Annotated in this window: 18 protein-coding genes and 4 pseudogenes; 18 read left to right on the top strand and 4 right to left on the bottom strand. The window is 57.0% G+C overall.

Translation table 11 applies throughout. The features are described from left to right. The first annotated feature begins 78 nt into the window (after window positions 1–78). The 5 genes and pseudogenes from tnpA to ACTJKE_RS35805 all read left to right on the top strand — a co-directional run bounded on the left by tnpA (window position 79) and on the right by ACTJKE_RS35805 (window position 4578). Window positions 79–489: an IS66-like element accessory protein TnpA gene (tnpA, locus tag ACTJKE_RS35785; protein ID WP_427142549.1), complete on the top strand. Its 411-nt coding sequence runs from the start codon at window positions 79–81 to the stop codon at window positions 487–489. Then, window positions 486–833: an IS66 family insertion sequence element accessory protein TnpB gene (gene tnpB, locus ACTJKE_RS35790; protein WP_427142548.1), complete on the top strand. Its 348-nt coding sequence runs from the start codon at window positions 486–488 to the stop codon at window positions 831–833. The genes tnpA and tnpB overlap by 4 nt, the downstream gene beginning before the upstream one ends. Before the next feature lie 45 nt (window positions 834–878). Beyond that, a complete protein-coding gene (gene tnpC / locus ACTJKE_RS35795; protein ID WP_427142547.1) occupies window positions 879–2534 on the top strand; it encodes an IS66 family transposase in 1656 nt (551 codons plus the stop codon). A 33-nt stretch (window positions 2535–2567) separates the two neighbouring features. Beyond that, window positions 2568–2791, top strand: a pseudogene (locus ACTJKE_RS35800) (IS3-like element IS426 family transposase); the annotation flags it as partial. Between the two features lie 317 nt (window positions 2792–3108). Continuing rightward, window positions 3109–4578 carry a purine-cytosine permease family protein gene (locus ACTJKE_RS35805; RefSeq protein ID WP_427142546.1) on the top strand — a complete coding sequence of 490 codons (1470 nt, stop codon included), beginning with the start codon at window positions 3109–3111 and terminating at the stop codon, window positions 4576–4578. A 175-nt stretch (window positions 4579–4753) separates the two neighbouring features. Here the strand turns inward: ACTJKE_RS35805 and ACTJKE_RS35810 are convergent, their stop codons facing one another. Then, window positions 4754–5389, bottom strand: a complete 636-nt coding sequence (locus ACTJKE_RS35810; RefSeq protein WP_427142545.1) for a helix-turn-helix domain-containing protein — start codon at window positions 5387–5389, stop codon at window positions 4754–4756. A 432-nt stretch (window positions 5390–5821) separates the two neighbouring features. Between ACTJKE_RS35810 and ACTJKE_RS35815 the strand changes: the two genes are divergently transcribed. The 3 genes from ACTJKE_RS35815 to ACTJKE_RS35825 all read left to right on the top strand — a co-directional run bounded on the left by ACTJKE_RS35815 (window position 5822) and on the right by ACTJKE_RS35825 (window position 7548). Continuing rightward, complete coding sequence (locus tag ACTJKE_RS35815) at window positions 5822–6133, top strand: hypothetical protein (RefSeq protein ID WP_427142544.1); 312 nt, start codon at window positions 5822–5824, stop codon at window positions 6131–6133. Next, window positions 6130–6291, top strand: coding sequence for a hypothetical protein (locus ACTJKE_RS35820; RefSeq protein WP_440636974.1), 162 nt, complete (start codon window positions 6130–6132; stop codon window positions 6289–6291). Before ACTJKE_RS35815 ends, ACTJKE_RS35820 begins: the two co-directional genes overlap by 4 nt. A 96-nt stretch (window positions 6292–6387) precedes the next feature. Further along, complete coding sequence (locus ACTJKE_RS35825) at window positions 6388–7548, top strand: alpha-hydroxy acid oxidase (RefSeq protein ID WP_427142542.1); 1161 nt, start codon at window positions 6388–6390, stop codon at window positions 7546–7548. 69 nt (window positions 7549–7617) lie between these two features. Here the strand turns inward: ACTJKE_RS35825 and ACTJKE_RS35830 are convergent, their stop codons facing one another. Together ACTJKE_RS35830 and ACTJKE_RS35835 are read right to left on the bottom strand one after the other, a co-directional pair. Then, complete coding sequence (locus ACTJKE_RS35830; RefSeq protein WP_427142541.1) at window positions 7618–7962, bottom strand: hypothetical protein; 345 nt, start codon at window positions 7960–7962, stop codon at window positions 7618–7620. After that, a pseudogene (locus tag ACTJKE_RS35835) lies at window positions 7959–9063 on the bottom strand (IS5 family transposase). The gene ACTJKE_RS35830 and the pseudogene ACTJKE_RS35835 overlap by 4 nt, the downstream one beginning before the upstream one ends. Before the next feature lie 164 nt (window positions 9064–9227). On the opposite strand from ACTJKE_RS35835, the gene ACTJKE_RS35840 reads away from it, so the two are divergent. Together ACTJKE_RS35840 and ACTJKE_RS35845 are read left to right on the top strand one after the other, a co-directional pair. Next, window positions 9228–9395 (top strand): helix-turn-helix domain-containing protein, encoded by a 168-nt coding sequence (locus tag ACTJKE_RS35840; RefSeq protein ID WP_440661749.1) that lies wholly within the window; start codon window positions 9228–9230, stop codon window positions 9393–9395. Between the two features lie 4 nt (window positions 9396–9399). Continuing rightward, window positions 9400–9644 (top strand): annotated as a pseudogene (locus ACTJKE_RS35845) (transposase); the annotation flags it as partial. A gap of 260 nt (window positions 9645–9904) precedes the next feature. Here the strand turns inward: ACTJKE_RS35845 and ACTJKE_RS35850 are convergent. After that, a complete protein-coding gene (locus ACTJKE_RS35850) occupies window positions 9905–11422 on the bottom strand; it encodes an aldehyde dehydrogenase family protein (protein WP_427142540.1) in 1518 nt (505 codons plus the stop codon). A 580-nt stretch (window positions 11423–12002) separates the two neighbouring features. Here ACTJKE_RS35850 and ACTJKE_RS35855 point away from each other — a divergent pair. The 8 genes and pseudogenes from ACTJKE_RS35855 to ACTJKE_RS35890 all read left to right on the top strand — a co-directional run. Next, on the top strand, window positions 12003–12914 hold the full coding sequence (locus ACTJKE_RS35855; protein ID WP_427142539.1) for a dihydrodipicolinate synthase family protein: 912 nt from the start codon (window positions 12003–12005) through the stop codon (window positions 12912–12914). A gap of 80 nt (window positions 12915–12994) precedes the next feature. Beyond that, entirely contained in the window at window positions 12995–13876 is an 882-nt protein-coding gene (locus ACTJKE_RS35860; protein WP_427142538.1) for a transporter substrate-binding domain-containing protein, read from the top strand. 63 nt (window positions 13877–13939) lie between these two features. Then, complete coding sequence (locus ACTJKE_RS35865; RefSeq protein WP_427142537.1) at window positions 13940–14665, top strand: amino acid ABC transporter permease; 726 nt, start codon at window positions 13940–13942, stop codon at window positions 14663–14665. Beyond that, entirely contained in the window at window positions 14662–15420 is a 759-nt protein-coding gene (locus ACTJKE_RS35870) for an amino acid ABC transporter ATP-binding protein (protein WP_427142536.1), read from the top strand. Before ACTJKE_RS35865 ends, ACTJKE_RS35870 begins: the two co-directional genes overlap by 4 nt. A gap of 83 nt (window positions 15421–15503) precedes the next feature. Continuing rightward, complete coding sequence (locus tag ACTJKE_RS35875; RefSeq protein ID WP_427142535.1) at window positions 15504–16874, top strand: FAD-binding oxidoreductase; 1371 nt, start codon at window positions 15504–15506, stop codon at window positions 16872–16874. A 113-nt stretch (window positions 16875–16987) separates the two neighbouring features. After that, window positions 16988–17689, top strand: coding sequence for a GntR family transcriptional regulator (locus ACTJKE_RS35880; protein ID WP_427142534.1), 702 nt, complete (start codon window positions 16988–16990; stop codon window positions 17687–17689). Between the two features lie 365 nt (window positions 17690–18054). Then, a complete protein-coding gene (locus ACTJKE_RS35885) occupies window positions 18055–18804 on the top strand; it encodes an electron transfer flavoprotein subunit beta/FixA family protein (RefSeq protein ID WP_440661751.1) in 750 nt (249 codons plus the stop codon). Window positions 18805–18881: 77 nt separating this feature from the next. Further along, window positions 18882–19159: pseudogene (locus tag ACTJKE_RS35890) on the top strand (electron transfer flavoprotein subunit alpha/FixB family protein); the annotation flags it as partial.

Below are 19159 nucleotides of genomic sequence, written 5' to 3' on the forward strand. Positions count from 1 at the left end.
GTAAGCCCACGGTGAGGGCCGCCTTGTGAGGTGACGCTCAACATCGGAAGTCCTAGTGCAAACACTAGGGATAGTCCTATGACGAAGCATCCGATTGAAGTGATCACGTCTGTTGAGCGTCGTCGGCGCTGGTCTCGCAAGGAGAAGGAGCAGTTGGTCGCCGCCTGCCTTGAGCCTGATGCGGTTATCTCCGAGATTGCCCGCGCGGCCGGCATCCATGTCAGCCAGCTCTTCCGCTGGCGCAAGGAGCTTTGCCAGGTCGATGGACCGTCGGCAGGAGCGGCAAGCATGTTGGTGCCGGTAATCGTGTCTGAGACCGCTTCGGCAGGCTCGCCCGCTATACCGGAGCCATCCGCACCATCCCATCCCCGACGCAAACGCTGTGATGTAACGATCGAACTTGGTCGTGGCCGACGCGTCCGCGTGGATAGCGACATCGATACCGAAGCGCTTGGCCGTATTCTCGACTGTGTGCTGGGACTGCGATGATCCTGGTCCCTACAGGTGTAAAGGTCTGGCTGGCGACAGGCTATACCGACATGCGCAAAGGCTTTCCGGGTCTGTCGTTGATGGTACAGGAGGCGCTGAAGCGTGATCCGATGTGTGGGCACCTGTTCGTATTCCGCGGCCGAGGCGGCGGTTTGATCAAGGTGATCTGGCATGACGGCCAGGGAGCTTGCCTGTTCACGAAGAAGCTTGAGCGGGGACGCTTCATCTGGCCATCGGCAGCCGATGGCACGGTGGTAATCACGCCTGCGCAGCTCGGTTATCTGCTGGAAGGCATCGACTGGCGAATGCCGCAAAAGACCTGGCGGCCGACGTCCGCCGGGTGAACGAAAGCACTGGAATGGCGGGGTCGAATATGATTCCATCCTGTCATGAGCAATGTGACCGAAGAGCTTCCGGACGACCTTGCCAGTGCGGTTGCACTGCTGGCCCAGGAACGCGCTCGACGTGTTGCAGCCGAAGCAGAAGCGGCGACCGCCAAGGCTGAAGCCGCTAGCGCAAAGGCACTCGTATCGCATTCCGAGGCGCTGATCGCGAGGCTGAAGCTGGAGATCGACAAGGTTCGTCGTGAACTTTACGGCAGCCGATCCGAGCGCAAGGCGCGGCTCCTGGAGCAGATGGAACTTCAGCTCGAAGAGCTCGAAGCGGACGCCGGTGAAGATGAACTGGTGGCAGAGATCGCAGCCAAAGCTTCAGCTGTCAAAGCCTTCGAGCGCAAGCGCCCATCACGCAAACCGTTTCCCGAACATCTGCCGCGCGAGCGCGTCGTCATCGCCGCTCCCACGAATTGCGCCTGCTGCGGATCGGCAAAACTGTCGAAGCTTGGTGAGGACATCACCGAGACCCTGGAGGTCGTTCCGCGTCAGTGGAAGGTCATCCAGACGGTGCGGGAGAAGTTCACCTGCCGCGAGTGCGAGAAGATTGCGCAGCCGCCAGCACCATTCCACGTAACGCCCCGCGGTTTTGCCGGGCCGAACCTGCTGGCGATGATCCTCTTCGAGAAGTTCGCCCAGCACCAGCCGCTCAACCGTCAGAGCGAACGTTATGCCCGCGAAGGTGTCGACCTCAGCTTGTCGACATTGGCTGATCAGGTTGGAGCATGTGCCGCAGCGTTGAAGCCCATTCACTCTCTGATCGAGGCGCATGTCCTTGCCGCCGAGCGTCTGCATGGTGACGACACGACCGTGCCGATCCTGGCAAAGGGAAAGACCGATACGGGCCGCATCTGGACTTATGTCCGGGACGATCGGCCATTCGGCGGGCTCTCACCGCCGGCCGCGCTGTATTATGCCTCACGGGACCGGCGGCAGGAGCATCCGGAGCGCCACCTCAAATCCTTCACCGGCATTCTGCAGGCGGACGCCTATGGCGGCTACAATCCGCTGTTCAAGGTAGACCGCGATCCCGGTTCTCTGACGAAGGCACTTTGCTGGGCTCACTCGCGGCGCAAATTCTTCGTGCTCGCGGACATTGCCGCAAGCGCCAAGCGTGGAAAGAACGCTGCGCCGGTCTCGCCCATGGCGCTGGAAGCCGTCAAACGGATCGATGCCCTGTTTGATATCGAGCGGGAGATCAACGGGCTTATGGCGGATCAACGTCTGGAGCGTCGCCACAAGGAAAGCCTGCCGCTCGTCGACGATCTGCAGACCTGGCTTCAAACCGAGCGGTTAAAGCTGTCACGCAGCTCTCCGGTCGCAGAGGCGATCGACTACATGCTCAAGCGCTGGGATGGCTTCATGTCCTTCCTGGAGGACGGCCGGATTTGCCTGACGAACAATGCGGCCGAGCGAGCGCTCAGAGGCTTTGCACTCGGCAGAAAGTCCTGGCTCTTCGCCGGATCGGATCGTGGCGCTGACCGTGCTGCGTTCATGGCGACACTGCTCATGACCGCCAAGCTCAACGACATTGATCCACAGGCATGGCTTGCCGACGTTCTCGCCCGCATCGCCGACACGCCGATCACCAAGCTGCAGCAATTGCTTCCGTGGAACTGGCAGCCAGACGCGCTGAACGCTCAGGCGGCGTAACCTGCGGTCTCCACCGGAGGCTTACGACTCGCTAAGCTCACCTGCTGGAACGGCGACGTCATCAGCTTGGCGTTCATTATCGACGCCCTCGGCCGCGAGATCATAGCCTGGACGACTGTCGTCAATGCCCGGATATCCGTCTCCGATGCGCGGGACGTGATGCTGGAGACCGTCGAGAAGCGCTTCGGCGCAACGCGACACCACAAGCCATCGGACATCTGCCCGACAACGACAGAGCGTACACTGCAAAGGAGACAAGCTTACTGCTCAAGCTGTGAACCCGATGCCAACGAAATCCATCCTCATTCCGCGCTCAAAATATCATCCCTCGGCAGTTATCAGGGCAGCTGACTATCCGGGGAGACGAGGCGTACTCCAGCAGTGTAAAAAAAAACGCATTGAATGTTTAAAAAATTGGACATAGATTGCGTCCATTGCCCTTTGAGCAAGATTCAATAGAGGGTACAGGGCAGCCTAGTGTCTAATCGTCAGGAACGTCTGTCGACGGAAAAGACGTGGCTTTTCCCAACGCGGAGTTGTGCGCTGCTTAGCGCGGGAAATGGGAGCAACTCAATTGGAAACACAAGCAGGAATCGCTTCGGGGCCGGCGATCGCGCGAAATGCGCTCGCGATCGAGCATAGGTCAATCGACTATGTTCCCCTGTCGGAAAGACATGGGCGGCTTTCGGACCAAGCAACGATTTGGTTTGCCGGGAGTGCACAACTTTTGAGCCTCGCGACAGGTGCGATCGGCATCACTTTGGGCCTCAATCTTACCTGGACGTTGATCGGCTTACTCCTTGGCACCATCCTTGGGACGATCCCGGTTGCAGCACATGCAAGCCAAGGCCCACATCTCGGGCTCCCGCAAATGGTGCAGACGCGTCCCCAGTTTGGCCGTTACGGAGCCATCTTCATCTGGCTGGTAGCCGTCATGGTCTACTGGGGCTACGTTGTGCTAAACGTTAATCTCATGGGGGCTACATCGGAACAACTCGGTCTCGGTTCCGCGAGCACTTCGGGAATCTTGCTTGGGATTATATCTGTCGTCTTCGCTATATTCGGTTACCATTGGCTTCATGTCGGTCAGCGCTACACGACAGTCGTGCTCTTGGTTGCTCTGGCGACCTTCACATTCGGCATCGTGTTTGGAGTCGGTTTCCCCCCAGAGCAAACGAGACTTTCCGGTACGTTCCAGTTCACGCCATTCTTGATGGTGGTTTCGGCATCGCTCGCATACCAGCTTTCATGGGCCTTCTTCGTCTCCGACTACTCTCGGTACATGCCGCCCACCACAAGCCATCGGTCCATCATATTCTACACAGCGTTCGGTGCGGGTGCTGGTGTCTTCGCAATGGAGGCGGTTGGGGCCGTTGGGGCGGCTCTCTACCCGAATGACAGCTTAACTCTTGCCCTTCAGGAATCCGGCAACCAGATCATGCCTGGTTTTGGCGCAGTGCTTCTCGTCGTGGGTGGAACAGCTCTTTTGATATTTAACGGAATGTGCGTCTACGGCGGGGCGCTCACCTTAATCACCGCGATGGACAGCGTCGTTGAGACATCACCGACGCGTAGCCTGCGAATTAAAACCATTGCCGTGATCGGCGTGACGGCAACCATCGTCGGCGTTCTGCTCCCGACGGATTTCATCAATACGACCTTCTATACAATTCTTGCGGTGTTGGCATACCTGATGGCACCATGGACCGCAGTAAATCTTGTCGACTATTTTATCGTGCGGAAGGGACGCTACTCGATCACTGAAATCTTCAATCCGAACGGAATTTACGGCAACTGGAACTGGCGTGGAATTGCTGCGTATACGCTTGCGTTTATCTCAATGATTCCGTTCATGTACCTGTCGTTCTACCAGGGACCAGTCGCGACATATCTCGGTGGCGTCGATTTCGCCTTCTTCGTCGGTATCCCGGTGGGTGGGGTGCTTTACTGGCTCTTCTGCTTGAATCTCGACTTGAAGCAGGAACTTGCTACTGTTGCAGTTGCCGACAAGCATCTCGATGCCTATGCGAAACCGATAGTTTGATGGCAACCCCTTGACTACCGAAAAGAACCGCGAGGATGGCAGGCGGGGCCTGTTCTCGCGGTTCAATCTTTAGCCCGGCGCGTAAAAATACGCATACGGTTACTGCTACTTTCTCGGCTTGCTAGTTTCAACAATCATTTATGCCACACGCATTTGATGGTTCAAAGCGGGTTTGTTAGATCATTGGTGGGGTGACAGCGCATGCGACGACGGCGACAGTCTTGCCTACGTTCTTTAGTCTGTACGGTTGGGCCCCAAAAATATGAAAGCCGCCGCCAGCTTCAATGCGTCGAGTGCCTACCTCGGTCTCCAGCTCGACCGTTCCCTTCAAGATGCAGGCCGCGGTCTCACCGTCGTGTTTGATTGCTACTTTTCCCGTGTCCGTACCCGGCGAGTAATGTTCGACGAACATTTGCAGCTTCTTGTCACGCCGTTCGCCTCCCAGCACCCGCATATCGACCTTACCTCGCGATACCACCGCAAGGTCCTGCGCATCGTAAACCAATACATTCTGTTTTGAGATTGGGAGCGCAAAGAAGTCCGCCATCGATATCGGAATCGCGTTCAATATTCGGTGCAGGGAAGCCAGCGAAGGGGCGTGAGAGTCAGCTTCGATCAGCGACACCGTGGAATTAGTCACACCCGCACGCTTCGCCAGTTCCCGCTGAGAAAGGCCGGCCTCTTCACGAATGGCCTTAAGGCGTGCCCCCACAGCAAGCTCCGCTGCGTCATTTTTCGGTCGTTGTTTTCCGACGATGGACTCCTCCTCGTCCGGGCCCGAAGCTTCTTTTAATCTCACAACTATCTCCATCACATCATGTCATGGCATCTATATAAGGTGATGCCAAACATTGAAAGTTGAGCGTTCAAAAAATTAAACGCGTGACGAGATGCTCAGTCGGCTCAACTTGCCGTTTGCGAACATCAGTGGCTCCATCAGCCTCCCGAGGTCGCTGTGAAAAATGTTGAAGTGTTAAAAAAATCATATTGCTTGTGCAAAAAAATTCAACTACGCATTCGTATCAAGTCATAAAATAGGAACTCCATGTGAACCCTCTCAATCAGGGACGGCTTTCTGGTGGATCGGCAGTCGTTTTGGACGTTTACCACCGTGCAGCGATCAGCAAACCAGCGCCGTTCTGAGCGCTCCTGCGATCCGATAGCGTACTCTCAACCTGCAGTTTCTCTACCTTTAGGAGGTGAGTTAGGTCGTTTCACCAAGTTCCTGGAAGGAGCCGTCCTGATGAGAATGACGAGAAGCCAATTCCTGAAGCTGATTGCGGCGGCAACAATCGCCGCGGCCGTCCCTACATTAGGGTTCGCACGAGACGCGAAAAGGCAAATCTTCGTGACCTGGGGTGATTTGGCGCCCTTTGGAATGACGAAGCCGGACGGACGTTCTACGGGGTCGAGAGCGATCTTATCCAGGAGTTGGCTAAGCGGAAAGTTCGACTACGAAATCCGCCATATGGCTTGGGATGGTATGATGCAGCGGCGGATAGACGGCAAGTTCGATGCTAACATCTACTGGTTCCCATCACGGATAAACGATTGAAAATCTTTGATTTTTCGTTTCCGTCCACCTCGGAAGCCTCCTCCTTTGCCGTTCTGAAGGACCTGCATCCTCTTCTTCCCGCGCGCACGACCGTGGAGGCCAAGCTAGTCGATGATGTCGTCGTCGAAATCTCGGTTCTTGCCTCCGAGATAGTGTGACGCGGCGGCGCGTTGATAGTCTTCCAGCTTACACTGAGCTGGCGGGAGGGGTGACTGGGGCGAACACTCTTCAATTTACACAATAGGACTTCGAGTTTGGCTCATTCATTGGATTTTCAGAACTTCTCTGAGGCGCGCGCGATAGCTAAGCGCCAGCTTCCGAAAGGGATATTCGAATACATCGACAGGGGCGCGGAAGACGAGACGGCGTTGGCCTCGAACCGTACCGCTTTCGATGAGGTCAAAATCCGACCGCATGTGCTGAAGGGGAACGCAACACCGCGCTCTACCAATATCACGCTTTTCGGCACCGAATACTCGTCACCACTCGTCGTCACTCCGACCGCCTTTGCGGGCTTGGTACGATACCAGGGCGAATTGGAACTCGCCAAAGCGGCTGCGAGATTTGGCATTCCCTATTGTGCTGCAACGGAGGCGATCTCATCCGTGGAGGAGATCGCAGACGCTACTCCCGCGCCCGTTTGGTTTCAGCTCTACTTATGGAATAAAGCACAGGCGTCGTACGACCTTATGGACAGAGCTTGGGCTAAGGGAGCGCGCACCCTCGTCCTGACTGCTGACACAGCAGTGATGCCCAAGCGTGAATTTAACCGCCGAAACGGATTTGATATCCCGTTCCGGTTCTCGTCTAGGAATGTATGGGATGTGGCAAACCATCCAGGTTGGGCCGTTCGCGTATTGATTCGATATCTGTTGACTAGTGGGATGCCCAACTTCGCGAATTATCCTGTTGAATACCGAAAAAGTCTTCTTAAGCGAGGGGGAGGGCCGTCTCTCGATTTGATGCCAGACATGAGCTGGGAGCACGTACGAGAGGTGCGGGCTCGTTGGAAGGGCAACTTGGTCGTGAAGGGCGTCCTTCGCACCGAAGATGCGCTGCAGGCAAAGGACGCTGGCGCGGACGGCATCGTTGTCTCCAACCACGGTGGTCGTATGTTCGACAGCGCAGTGTCACCAATTGCCGTGCTCCGCGAAATTGCCGACGAGGTGGGTCACGAAGTTACGGTACTCGCAGACAGCTCGGTTCGACGAGGAAGTGATGTTTTCAAGCTCATCGCCTCTGGCGCGAAGGCGGTCCTTGTTGGTCGAAGCATGCTCTACGGCACCGCCGCCGCGGGAGAGGAGGGCGCCGTGCAGATGATGAAAATTCTATCAGACGAACTTGCCATGACGATGGACCTCAGTGGCTGCCGATCGCTGGCTGAGATAGGCGAGCACCTGTTGCATCGTTCCTGATTGAGCATGCCCAAACCCATCCGCGTTGTTACGGAGAAAAATTTTAACAGCAATAGCCGTGCGATCGCCCTAGCAGGCTATTGAAGAAGTCTCCCGTTTGGTCTTTAGGATAGCCTCGTCGCCATTGTGATAGGCGAAAGTGATCTCGATCGTACTCTCGTCGAGCAATTCGGCAGGTCCGTCACCCGAGACTTCGTCCATTTCGTCGCATCCTGCCCATGTGAAGGAGACCATGGACGTGCTGTAGCCGAGTTCGAGGCCCGCTTGCATCGCACCGAAGGCGATTTCGCCATGACCGTTGGCCCTGATGGTGATTGTGGCGGGCTCGACCAGGTCGAGATAATCCCGACCCCACAGATCGGCCTCGACGATCCGCCAGCGGCCGATCAGGCGGCAGTTTCTGGCCGCGCTCATGACAGCATCGCTATCAGCTTCGGTAGCCGTACCAGATTGTAAGCGGCGGCCGCGAAGGTGAAGGCCCATCCGACGCGGTCGCGGCCACGGAACTTCGTCTTGTCCTGCCCCGCGACGGTCTCGATCCAGCCGAACGCCTCCTCGATGCGCTTACGGATGCGCAAGCTGACCCCATAGCCGGAATGGCGCGTCGTGCGACCGTCGATGGCCGAGCGGCGACCATTAATATTCTGCGCCACATGGGGCGTCACCTTCATCGACCGCAAATCTTGGACGAAGTCCTTTGTGTCATAGGCCTTGTCGGCACCCAGCGTGATCGCTTGTGTCCGATCAGCGAAAGGTTCGATCATGTGCAGCGCCGCTGCCCGTTCAGCATATCCGCTGGCCTCAGTCAGATAGGCATCGACCAGCAGCCCTTGGCGATTTTCCATCAGCCCATGCCCCATGAAGCACAGCTTGGCCTCCTTGCCTTTGCCCTTCTTATAAAGTCTTGCGTCTGGGTCGGTCGTTGAAGCATGCATCTCGTTGGAACGCTTTTCGCCATGAAAGTCTGCTTCGACATTCCGACCACCTGCATTCGAAGGTGGTTCGCCATGATCGCCCCTTTGGGCCGTCCTTCGGCTTGAAGCTCTTGATCGACGCCCAGGCTTCGATCAGCGTGCCATCGACAGAGAAGTGGTCTGTAGACAGCAACCGCTTTACCTTGGGCTGCGAAAGGATCGCACTGAGGAACTTCGCGGCGATGTCGCCTTCCAGCAACCGGTCGCGGTTCTTCGAAAACACCGAATGGTCCCAAGCTGGATCGTCAATGCCAATGCCGACGAACCAGCGGAACAGAAGGTCGTATTCCAGCCGCTCCATCAAAAGCCGCTCCGAGCGGATCGAATAGAAGGCTTGCAAAAGCATGGCGCGCAGAAGCTTCTCAGGCGCAATCGATGGCCGCCCGATCGGCGAATAGAGCGCTGCAAACTCCCGTTCCAAGAAAACCAGAGCGTCGTTCACGATCTGCCGGATTGCCCGCAGCGGATGATCACGACGAACTCGATCCTCCAGATCGACATAGCTGAAGAGTTCACCCGTCCTCACATCGCCGCCGCGCATGCATCACTCCAAAACTCGACGAAGCGAGTGAATCACGGCGAAAGCCTCCAGGCCAGCTTCTTTTTCAACAGCCTGCTAGAGCGCGTCCGGGTATCGATGAATCGATTGTGATGTGACGTGCCGGCTGGTTTCTGATTCAACATCCGCTTTGACGGATGTTGGTGATGGCCAGAGCGCTGAGCAGGGGTGTACGGTTACGTGTCTTGAAACCTGCGGATGACGGGGCATCGGCCCGGCAGGCGGCGGCCCGTTTCGGCGTCGGGGTATCAAGCGCGATCCGCTGGATCGCACGGGCGAAGATCAGCGAACTGACACCGCGGCCCCAAGGGTGACGGCGCGGCTAAGGCCGCCGGTGTGCGCGACGCCACGGAAGCGACAGGCGCAGGCTGCTCTACCTGCCGCCTTACAGTCCCAACTTTAACCCCATCGAAAACGCATGCGCAAAGCTCAAGGCATTGATGCGGTCAAGGGCCGAACAAACCATCCCCGCTCTCTGGAAAGCCGCCAGTTCCATCATCGAACTCTTTACGCCGGCCGAATGCGTAAACTGCTTCAGGACAGCCGGATATGAACCGGATTAAACCCGACGTGCTCCAGTCATATGCTCGACGACGCTGCATACGAACGGGCCGTCATGCTTCATGCAAGCTTAGTCGAAGTTGGCAAGCCGCTCTCGTTTATCAAAAGCGCACATACTGTGACAAACGTCGCCCGGACCTCGTCGCGTCTGGCTTCGCGACAATCGTGATTTGACCCTATCAGTGGGGCCTTCTCCGCGAGTTTTGAAGGCGTTTCGGGCATTCCTGTGGTCGGCCGCAGTGATGCGGCCGACCTTTCGATTTCACTCGGATTTCGCCCGTTCGAAACTCTCCGCATCTGGGTAGGGGAACCACCAGAAGTCCTGCGGGGCGGCCTCTGGATCCATCACCACGTACTTCGAGGACTGGAACTGCGCTAGGCCTTCTGGGCCGAGCTGCCGGCCGATACCTGACAGCTTACGTCCGCCAAAGGGGAGCGCGTCGTTGTCAAGGATCGGCGCATTGATCCAGACCATACCTGCTTCAATCTCGTTGACCGCTCGCATCATCTCGCCCATATCGCGGGAGTAGAGGTTAGACCCAAGGCCGAACTCGGAACGGTTCGCGAGTTCAAGTGCTTCATCGAAATCTTTCACGCGACAGATGGGCGCGACGGGACCGAAAGATTCTCCGTTGAGGATTTCTGACTTTGGATCCACATTCGTCAGGACTGCAGGCTCGATGAACCAGCCGTGATTGAGTCCATTGGGGCGTCCGCCACCGGTGGCGAAAATTGCGCCTTCATGACGCGCGCGCGCGAGAAGCGACTCGAAGCGGTCTCGCTGGCGGTGCGTCGCCATTGGGCCGATGTCAACATTTTCGAGGCCGTTGCCAATGCGAAGCTTTTTCGTTTCAGCGACCAGTCGTTCGACGAACTCGTCGTGAATGCTGTCATGAACGTAGAATCGTTCTGCCGATGTACAAACTTGGCCGCAGTTGAGGTAAGCAGCGAAGGCAGCCGCCCGCACAGCGATATCTAAAGGAGCGGAAGGCATGACGATGAAGGGGTCGTTGCCGGATGCCTCAATCAGAGCGGGTTTGAAGGTTTCGGCGCAAACCCTCAGAATTTCCTGCGCGATCGGCACAGAGCCAGTGTACGCGATGCAATGGGTCTTTTTGCTTCGGACGAGGTGTTGAGCGACACGCGGGCCGCCGGTAACGACTTGCACCAGACCCTTGGGCAGTTCGCTGAACACTTCCATGAATTTTAGAGTAGTAATGCTTGTCTGCTCATGCGGCTTGATGATGACGGAATTGCCTGCAGCGAGTGCGGCCGCCAGTTCCCAGCAAAGGAGGACAAGCGGGAAGTTGAAGGGAAGAATGATAACGACAGTTCCCAACGGTTCCTTGATCGAGAAGTGGAACTGGCCCGGAACAGTCGATCCAGCGATTCTGCCGCTCTCGTTGCGCCCAAGTTCGGCATAGTAGTCGATCGCGGTAGCGCACCACGATGTTTCGTCGACGGCTTCCTTGAACGGCTTACCTTCCTCACGGGTCATGAAATAGCCATATACAGCCTTATCGCGACGGATCTTTGCCGCGACTTCGTGAAGGGCCGTAGAGCGAGTGCGTGAATCTATGGCCAACCACGCCTTCCTCGCGGAGTTTGCGATGTCGATCACATTCTCGAGTTCGTCGTCCGTGGCATCCGCGATTTCAGCAATGCGATCTTCAGTGGCCGGGTCGATGACCGAGATTCTATTGGTTGCGGCGCTCTTCAAATAGCGTCCGTCGACAAACAACGTGCCTGAAAGGCGGTCGAACTCTTGGTGGATTGGCATGTCTTCTCCTTGTCGGCGCACACCCGGTACTCGGGCAGCTAGAAAGTCTGGTTGCTGGTTCCAAATCTTGTGGTCGGATCCAGAGATCGGGGCGATGCTGGAGCGCTCGAGGTGTGTAGGCCGGTGGCTCGTGGTGATAGGATCTTTCAGCCGGAGAGCAAGGCATCGCGAAATGCTTTCGATCCCATTTGCCGCGCGCCTTTTCGCAACCGGGGAAAGGGCACGACTTAGCCCTCCGACGCTCATCCTTCGAAGTACGTCGATCCCACCGTCCTCAATGAAATTGTTCGCTGCCGCGTCCCCGATTGTTGTGTGAAGCGGCCACCCAACGAACGCAACGCTATGTCAAAAATATTCAACATTCAATACGTTTTTTCAAACGGTGCGCGTGGACGGTTTTTTTCGCGAAATCAAAGAGCTCGCTCGATAAACTATGTGACCAAACTAAAAAGCGCGATCGCAGATCGTAGATCGCACGATTGACATTCTCTGAAAATTGCCGTCACAAATCACCCCATCGCGACGGAACGCCCGATTGCGAGGAGGAGAAATCAGATCTTTTAGGATGGAGACGAGTCACATGGCGCTGACCAAGCTCACGACGTACGGCCTATACACGGCCACCACAACGCCCCTGACCCCCGACGGAAGATTGAACACACGCGCCATTTCGGAGCAGATCGAAACTCAGTTGCAAGCCGGTATCGCTGGGATCGTTGCAATTGGCGGGACAGGCGAAGGAGCTGCCTTGTCCTTTGCTGAACGTGTTGAAGTTGTTGGAGTGACAGTTGAGGCTGTCGGCGGAAGGGTGCCGGTGCTTGCGGGCGTTATCACTCCTGGATTGCCCGACACTCTGGCACTCGGTCGCGCTTGCTTGGAGGCGGGGGCAAACGGACTGATGGTCATCACCCCCTTCGGTACGGCCCCCAGCCAAGCTGGCATTCGGGACTACTACAAGGCAGTTGCCGACGGCGTTGGCCAAGCTGTGATGCTTTACGAGATCCCTTATCTTACTCTCGTTTCACTCGAACCGGAGACCGTATGCGACATCGTGGCGGACGGTTCTGTCTTCGCAATGAAGGCATCGAACCCAGACCAGACCACCTTCACCAGGGTCGTCGAGTTGGTCGGGGAGCACATCGCGGTAATGTCCGGGGATGAGCACTTATTCGCAGCCCAGATCGCGCTTGGTGCCGTTGGAGGCGTACTGGCCTCTACGAACGTTCTACCGCGTACGTGGGTTCAGATCTTCGACACCGCACGGGCAGGCGATCTTAAGACTGCGCAGGGGCAGATCGGACGTATCCGGAACTTCCTTCTCAGCGTTTACGCGGAGCCCAATCCGGGCCCGATGAAGGCTGCTCAGACCCTTGCGGGCTTTGAGGCTGGCCCCGTCCGCCTGCCAAATAGGGCGCCTAGCACGGCGCTCGTTGAAGAGATGCGCACGCAGTTGGCAGATCTGCTCGCATACGAACGGGGACTGACTGCTTAGTCCGGCAGATCCTCGCAATAAAGCGTTCGCCACCGGTGAAGGAGGCGCACGGGGAACCGAAACCAACTGGAGAGAATGAAATGAACCGAACTGCAAGTTATTTGAGTGCGACCTGCGCCGCAATCATCATGAGTGTCGGCATAGGATTTCACGCTGTGGCAGCGGAACCGTACTATGAAGTACCAGCAGACTACCCAGCTTGTACTGACGAGTCTTATGAAAACGCGATCGAGAACGGTGTGAAGCTTGGCGTGGCTGCGGCTATGCCCTGGTCCGGTATCGACCCGGCGTCGGGCAAGGCCGTAGGAATCGACGTGGAGCTACACGCAGAAGTCCTCAAGCACATGGGTATCACAAAGATCACCTATGAGGCGGGCGCGTTCAACTCGCTCATTCCGTCGATGCTTTCTAACCGTATCGATATGGTCGTAACCGACCTACACGTAACCCCCGAACGTTCGAAGACTATCGCTTTCAGTGGTCCGGTTTGGTGGTATGGCCCCGCTGTCGTTGTCCAAGCGGGGAACCCAAAGAAGGTGAAGAGCTTCGAAGATCTTGCGACCGTTCGCGTCGGGGTTCTTCTTGGTACCGGTACTGACGAATACCTGAAAAAGGTCGGTATCGAAGCCACGCGCTTCCAAAGCTATGCGGAAGAGTTCGCTGCCATCCAGCAGGACAAGGTCGACGTAGTCGTTGAGTACGATCTCCTGGCCGCCGAGTTTAAGAAGGCCAATCCCGACGCGAACGTCGAATCCCTCGCGAGCTTCCCGATCCCGGACGATCTTTTGAAGAACGGCTACGGTTATGCCCGCTTTGGTTTCCGCAAGGAGGATTGCAGCTTCCGTGCCGCCTTCAATCAGGCTTTGGCGGAAGCCAGAGCTTCGGGCGCCATGTCAGAGGTCCTTCGCAGGAATGGGCTTTCGGATCGCAATCTCTTCTACTTCCCGCTGCAAGTGAACTGATTAAGGAGCGACTGCGTCACTGGTCGATCCTAAATCGGCCGGTGACCATCGGCGAAGAACACGATGGAACTCTTGAACTTAGACGTGATCCGGTCATACGGATATGTACTGTTGCAAGGGCTAGGAAATACGATTTTGCTCACGCTGATCGTTATAGTCCTGGCCGGCGTTCTGGCCATTCCGCTGGCGCTCGTTCGGACCTCGCGCCTCTGGCTCGTCCGCCTGCCCTTCGAAGCGTTGGTGGAGATTATTCGCGGCACACCTCTGATTTTGCAGTTGTTCTACGTGTACTACGTTCTTCCGGCTGCCGGCGTTCAGCTTGATCCGTTCGCCGCAGCGGTTGTAGCATTGACGGTGAACTACACGGCATATCTCAGCGAGGTCTACCGCGGTGGCATAAAATCCATTCCTGACGGACAGCGTAATGCGGCGGCCGCCCTGGGCATGACCCCGGCCAAGGCGTTCATCAGAATTATTCTGCCTCAAGCTTTCAAGGTTGTGACTCCCACGCTAGGCAATTACTTCATCGCGCTCTTCAAGGACACGGCCCTTGCGTCCGTCGTGACCGTCAATGAGTTGCTCTATACCGGCAACCTCGTGTCGTCCTCCACGTATCAATATTTCACGGTCTATACGGTAACCGGGATCCTCTATTTCGTGGCTGGTTTCCCTGCTGCCTTGTTCGTCCGATATCTGGAGCGACGCATGCATACAAAGCGCCGTGTGAGATCGGCCCCGTCGAAGCCAAATCTGGTCGATTCAATAGAAGCTAGGGGTTCCAGCCGATGATCCTGTTAAACAATATCCACAAATCCTATGGATCCTTGGCCGTCGTCAACGGAGTGTCGCTTGCGATACGCAAGGGGGAAGTCGTCTGCCTGGTCGGCCCCTCCGGTAGCGGCAAGTCGACCTTGCTTCGCTGTGTCAACAATCTCGAAGCACTGACTGCCGGTGAGATCCGTCTCGACGGCGAGAGGGTTTATTACGATGAGATTCCCGAAGGGCTGAAGCCTCACAGCCAGACCCGCATCGCCAGGGTCCGCGCCCGTCTGGGAATGGTGTTCCAAGACTTCAATCTGTTTCCTCACATGACGGCGTTGCAGAACGTCATGGAGGGACCCGTCCAAGTGCTCGGGATCTCGAAGGCTGACGCCCGACAGCGGGCGATGGATCTTCTCACGCGGGTGGGGCTGGCCGAGAGGCATGACTATTACCCGGACGAACTTTCGGGTGGTCAGAAACAGCGGGTCGCAATCGCGCGGTCGCTCGCCATGAAACCTGAAGCCATGCTTTTCGACGAGCCGACCTCGGCGCTCGACCCCGAGCTCGTACACGAAGTTCTCTCGGTAATGCGCGAACTCCGCAACGAGGGAATGACGATGATCATCGCGACACACGAGATGAACTTCGCGCGCGAAGTGGCTGACCGCATTGTGTTTCTGGAAGGCGGCGTCATCATCGAGGATTCTCCTCCCGAGAAATTCTTCGACGTGTCCACTAGTGCCCGCAAGGAAAGCTTCCTGCGCAGCCTTACCCGCAGGTAGGGCGCGCTACCCTTGAACAAGTGGCCGTCGCTTTTGCCCATATCGCAGCGTTGGATGCCATCACTCCCTTGAAAGCCAATGACATGAAACTCGCCGAAAACATCAAAGAGAGGCTTGCCGCGATTCTTGGCGACCGGATCAGTGTTAATCCTTCCATAATCGAGCAGCACTCCCGCGGGGAGGGCCACTTGCCGTCGGCTCCTCCGGAAGCGGTGTGCTTCCCGGTTTCGACGAAGGAGGTGAGCGCAGTCCTGAGGATCTGCAACGAAGCCGGCGTTCCCGTTGTGCCCTGGGGAGCGGGCACATCCCTGGAGGGCAACGTCAATGCGCTGCGGGGCGGGGTATGCATCGACCTCAGCCGAATGAATGCTGTGCTTGCTGTCAACGCCGAGGATCTCGACGCGACGGTCGAACCCGGCGTGACACGTAAACAATTGAATTCCTATCTCCGGGATACGGGCCTTTTTTTCCCGGTCGATCCCGGCGCGGATGCGACGATCGGTGGGATGGCGGCTACGCGGGCATCCGGCACCAATGCCGTCAGATACGGCAACATGAAGGCGAATGTGCTGGCCCTAGAGGTGGTGCTTCCGAGTGGGGAGATCATTCGAACCGGCTCTCGTGCGCGGAAATCCGCCGCAGGCTACGACCTTACGAGCCTCTTCGTTGGCAGCGAAGGCACGCTCGGATTGATCACGGAAGTCACCATCAAGCTATATGGCCTTCCCGAAGTTATTGCATCTGGTGTGTCGAGCTTCCCAACCGTCGAAGACGCGGTCACCTTGGTCACGGAAGCAGTACAGCTCGGCATTCCGCTTGCCCGAGTGGAGTTCCTTGATGAGCAGACCATTGTCGCGGTCAATCGCTTTTCCAAGCTCGAGCTCAATGTCGCGCCAACGCTGTTCTTCGAATTTCACGGCTCAACCGCGTCGGTCGATGATCAGATTGCTCAGATCTCCGAACTGGTCGCGTCACACGGTGGATCAAAATTGGAGTCCTCGACCGACATCGAGGAGCGCAATAAGCTATGGCACGCAAGGCACGAGGCGCATTATGCTCTCCTCGCGATGCGCCCCAACGCACGCGTGTACGGTACCGATTCCTGCGTTCCGATCTCTAAACTCTCTGAAATCATTCGGCTGACACGCGAAGACCTGGAACGCGTGCCGTTCTTTGTGAGCGTTATCGGCCACGTCGGTGATGGAAACTTCCACCTTGGCATGGTCATCGACCCGGAGGTTCACTCTGAATTTGAATTAGCCGAGGAGATTCATGATCGGCTTATCGAACGAACGCTCGCTCTCGGTGGCACATGCAGCGGCGAGCATGGGATCGGATATGGCAAGACCAGGTATATGGAATGGGAGCACAAAAATGCTATCGGAACCATGTGGACCTTGAAGAGGGCACTCGACCCAAACAACATTATGAATCCGGGGAAAGTACTTCCTTAGGCACGGCCGCGATCACCGAGTCGGCCGGGCGGGTAGTTTCACCCGGCTTGACCTACCCAGCATTCAGTGTTGGTGCTTTTATACGAATATGGATGCCTGAATTGAGAACCACTATGAAGTCAGGACTTGCACTAGAACCGATCGATTTTCAGTCGATGCAAGACCAAGTGTACGAGCAACTCCGAACCGTGCTGATGCGGGGCGGGTTCGAGCCTGGTCAGAAGCTCAGCGGAAGAATGGTCGGTAAAGCACTCGGAACCAGCGAGATGCCTGCGCGTGCTGCCTTGGGTCGGTTACTAGCCGAGCGAGCATTGGTTCAGAAGTCTAACGGCACGTATGCTATTCCGATAGCCACCAGGACGCGGTTTAAGGAAGTCATGGAGCTACGGGCTCTTCTTGAGAGTCACGCGACGCTCCAAGCCTGCGAGCGTATCGATAGTGATGGTCTTCGGGAGCTTCGCCGTTCAAGCGACGGTCTTATTAAGGCGCTGAATGACAACAATCTCGAGCAATACTTGGATTTCAATCAGAAGCTAAAATTCGGAATTTACAAATACTGCAGCTCGGAGACTTTGAGATCACATATCGAACTCCTTTGGCTCCAGTGCGGTCCATTCCTCAGACATCTTAGCGTCGCACCCGGCGACGCTCGGGCGACTTCCTATTGCGAGGAAGCGGTCGACGCGCTCGTGGCACGCGACGCGGCCAAGGCAGGTGCGGCCATATCGAAAGACATCCGGTCCGGCCTCGATTTTCTGCTTGTGCATGGTCAGTTTGCAGACGACGACGGGAATGACGGAGCCAGCATGCTTTAAACAAGGAAGCCTCATTTCACGGAGCCTTGCGAGCGTTTGCGCTGACATTACTTGAGGTGGCCCCCTTGCCAAGGAGGCGTAGCGCGGGCCGAAAGGTCCTTTCGATTTTCCCCTCAACGTGTTCTCATGAACCATCACACCTCGACTAGCCGGCTGCGATAGCGAGAGTGACAATATCAAGCTGCGCTCGATAGAGACTCTTTCGCGCGGTTTTCCAGCGGGCGAGTGCGGCGGGCTCTCCGCGTTATGCAGAGCATCATCCCAGATTCTTCGTATCTTTAAAACGAATTCGCGAGAAAACGCTTGACGCCAACTTTGCAGAATATATTGAAGGTTCATCAAAAATTGCGCCGGAAAGTCCAGTCATGAAAATTCTTGTTTCAGTGAAACGCGTCATCGATGCGAACGTGAAAGTCCGAGTTATGCCGGATGGTTCTGGCGTCGACCTGAACGGCGTGAAGATGTCGATGAACCCGTTTGACGAGATATCCGTTGAAGAGGCTCTGCGGCTCAGGGAGGCCGGCAAGGCCTCGGAAGTTGTGGTCGTCTCCGTCGGTCCGGCCAAGGCGGAAGAAACCTTGCGCACGGCGCTCGCCATGGGCGCGGATCGCGCCGTGCTGGTCGAGACGGACGATGCCGTCGAGCCGCTGGCGGTCGCCAAGATCCTCAAGGGTGTGGCGGAGGCCGAACAGCCCGGCCTGATCATCGTCGGAAAGCAGGCGATCGACGACGATTCGAACCAGACCGGTCAGATGCTGTCGGCGCTGCTCGGCTGGCCACAGGCGACGTTTGCCTCGAAGGTTGAGATCGGCAACGGTTCGGCCGAGGTGACGCGCGAAGTCGACGGTGGTCTGCAGACCATCGCGGTCAAGCTTCCGGCCGTCGTCACCACGGACCTGCGCCTCAACGAGCCGCGTTATGCTTCGCTGCCGAACATCATGAAGGCGAAGAAGAAGCCGCTCGACAAGAAGTCGCCGGCCGATTTCGGCGTCGATACCGCCCCGCGCTTGAAGGTGCTGAAGACCGAGGAGCCGTCGGGCCGCAAGGCAGGCGTCAAGGTTAAGTCGGTCGCCGAGCTGGTCGAAAAGCTCAAGACCGAAGCCGGCGTGCTCTAAGGCGTTCATGCCCCGAAAAGTGGGAACCGGTTTTCGGACAAGGGCATGAACCGAAGGAATCAAGGGAGAACACAACCATGGCCATTCTTCTTCTGGCAGATCACGACACCGCAACCCTTTCCGACCAGACCGCCAAGGCGCTGACGGCAGCATCGAAGATCGGTTCCGACGTGCATGTGCTCGTCGCCGGCTCTGGTGCCAAGGCTGCGGCCGATGCGGCTGCAAAGCTCTCGGGCGTGACGAAGGTCCTGCTCGCCGACGATGCAAGCCTCGGCAACAACCTCGCCGAACCGCTGGCAGCGCTCATCGTGTCGCTTGCCGGCTCCTATGACGCCATCGTCTCGGCTGCGACCTC

The organism is Ensifer sp. 22521 (assembly GCF_052044795.1).
GTDB lineage: Bacteria > Pseudomonadota > Alphaproteobacteria > Rhizobiales > Rhizobiaceae > Ensifer.

What these genes read in the sequence shown, in the direction of transcription:
- ACTJKE_RS35880 (WP_427142534.1), top strand. Translation starts at nt 16,988, where the DNA reads ATGAAGTCAGGACTTGCACTAGAACCGATCGATTTTCAGTCGATGCAA.
- ACTJKE_RS35830 (WP_427142541.1), bottom strand. Translation starts at nt 7,962, where the DNA reads ATGAGCGCGGCCAGAAACTGCCGCCTGATCGGCCGCTGGCGGATCGTC.
- ACTJKE_RS35850 (WP_427142540.1), bottom strand. Translation starts at nt 11,422, where the DNA reads ATGCCAATCCACCAAGAGTTCGACCGCCTTTCAGGCACGTTGTTTGTC.
- ACTJKE_RS35885 (WP_440661751.1), top strand. Translation starts at nt 18,055, where the DNA reads ATGAAAATTCTTGTTTCAGTGAAACGCGTCATCGATGCGAACGTGAAA.
- ACTJKE_RS35855 (WP_427142539.1), top strand. Translation starts at nt 12,003, where the DNA reads ATGGCGCTGACCAAGCTCACGACGTACGGCCTATACACGGCCACCACA.
- ACTJKE_RS35840 (WP_440661749.1), top strand. Translation starts at nt 9,228, where the DNA reads ATGGCCAGAGCGCTGAGCAGGGGTGTACGGTTACGTGTCTTGAAACCT.
- tnpB (WP_427142548.1), top strand. Translation starts at nt 486, where the DNA reads ATGATCCTGGTCCCTACAGGTGTAAAGGTCTGGCTGGCGACAGGCTAT.
- tnpA (WP_427142549.1), top strand. Translation starts at nt 79, where the DNA reads ATGACGAAGCATCCGATTGAAGTGATCACGTCTGTTGAGCGTCGTCGG.
- ACTJKE_RS35865 (WP_427142537.1), top strand. Translation starts at nt 13,940, where the DNA reads ATGGAACTCTTGAACTTAGACGTGATCCGGTCATACGGATATGTACTG.
- ACTJKE_RS35860 (WP_427142538.1), top strand. Translation starts at nt 12,995, where the DNA reads ATGAACCGAACTGCAAGTTATTTGAGTGCGACCTGCGCCGCAATCATC.
- ACTJKE_RS35870 (WP_427142536.1), top strand. Translation starts at nt 14,662, where the DNA reads ATGATCCTGTTAAACAATATCCACAAATCCTATGGATCCTTGGCCGTC.
- tnpC (WP_427142547.1), top strand. Translation starts at nt 879, where the DNA reads ATGAGCAATGTGACCGAAGAGCTTCCGGACGACCTTGCCAGTGCGGTT.
- ACTJKE_RS35810 (WP_427142545.1), bottom strand. Translation starts at nt 5,389, where the DNA reads ATGGAGATAGTTGTGAGATTAAAAGAAGCTTCGGGCCCGGACGAGGAG.
- ACTJKE_RS35815 (WP_427142544.1), top strand. Translation starts at nt 5,822, where the DNA reads ATGAGAATGACGAGAAGCCAATTCCTGAAGCTGATTGCGGCGGCAACA.
- ACTJKE_RS35875 (WP_427142535.1), top strand. Translation starts at nt 15,504, where the DNA reads ATGAAACTCGCCGAAAACATCAAAGAGAGGCTTGCCGCGATTCTTGGC.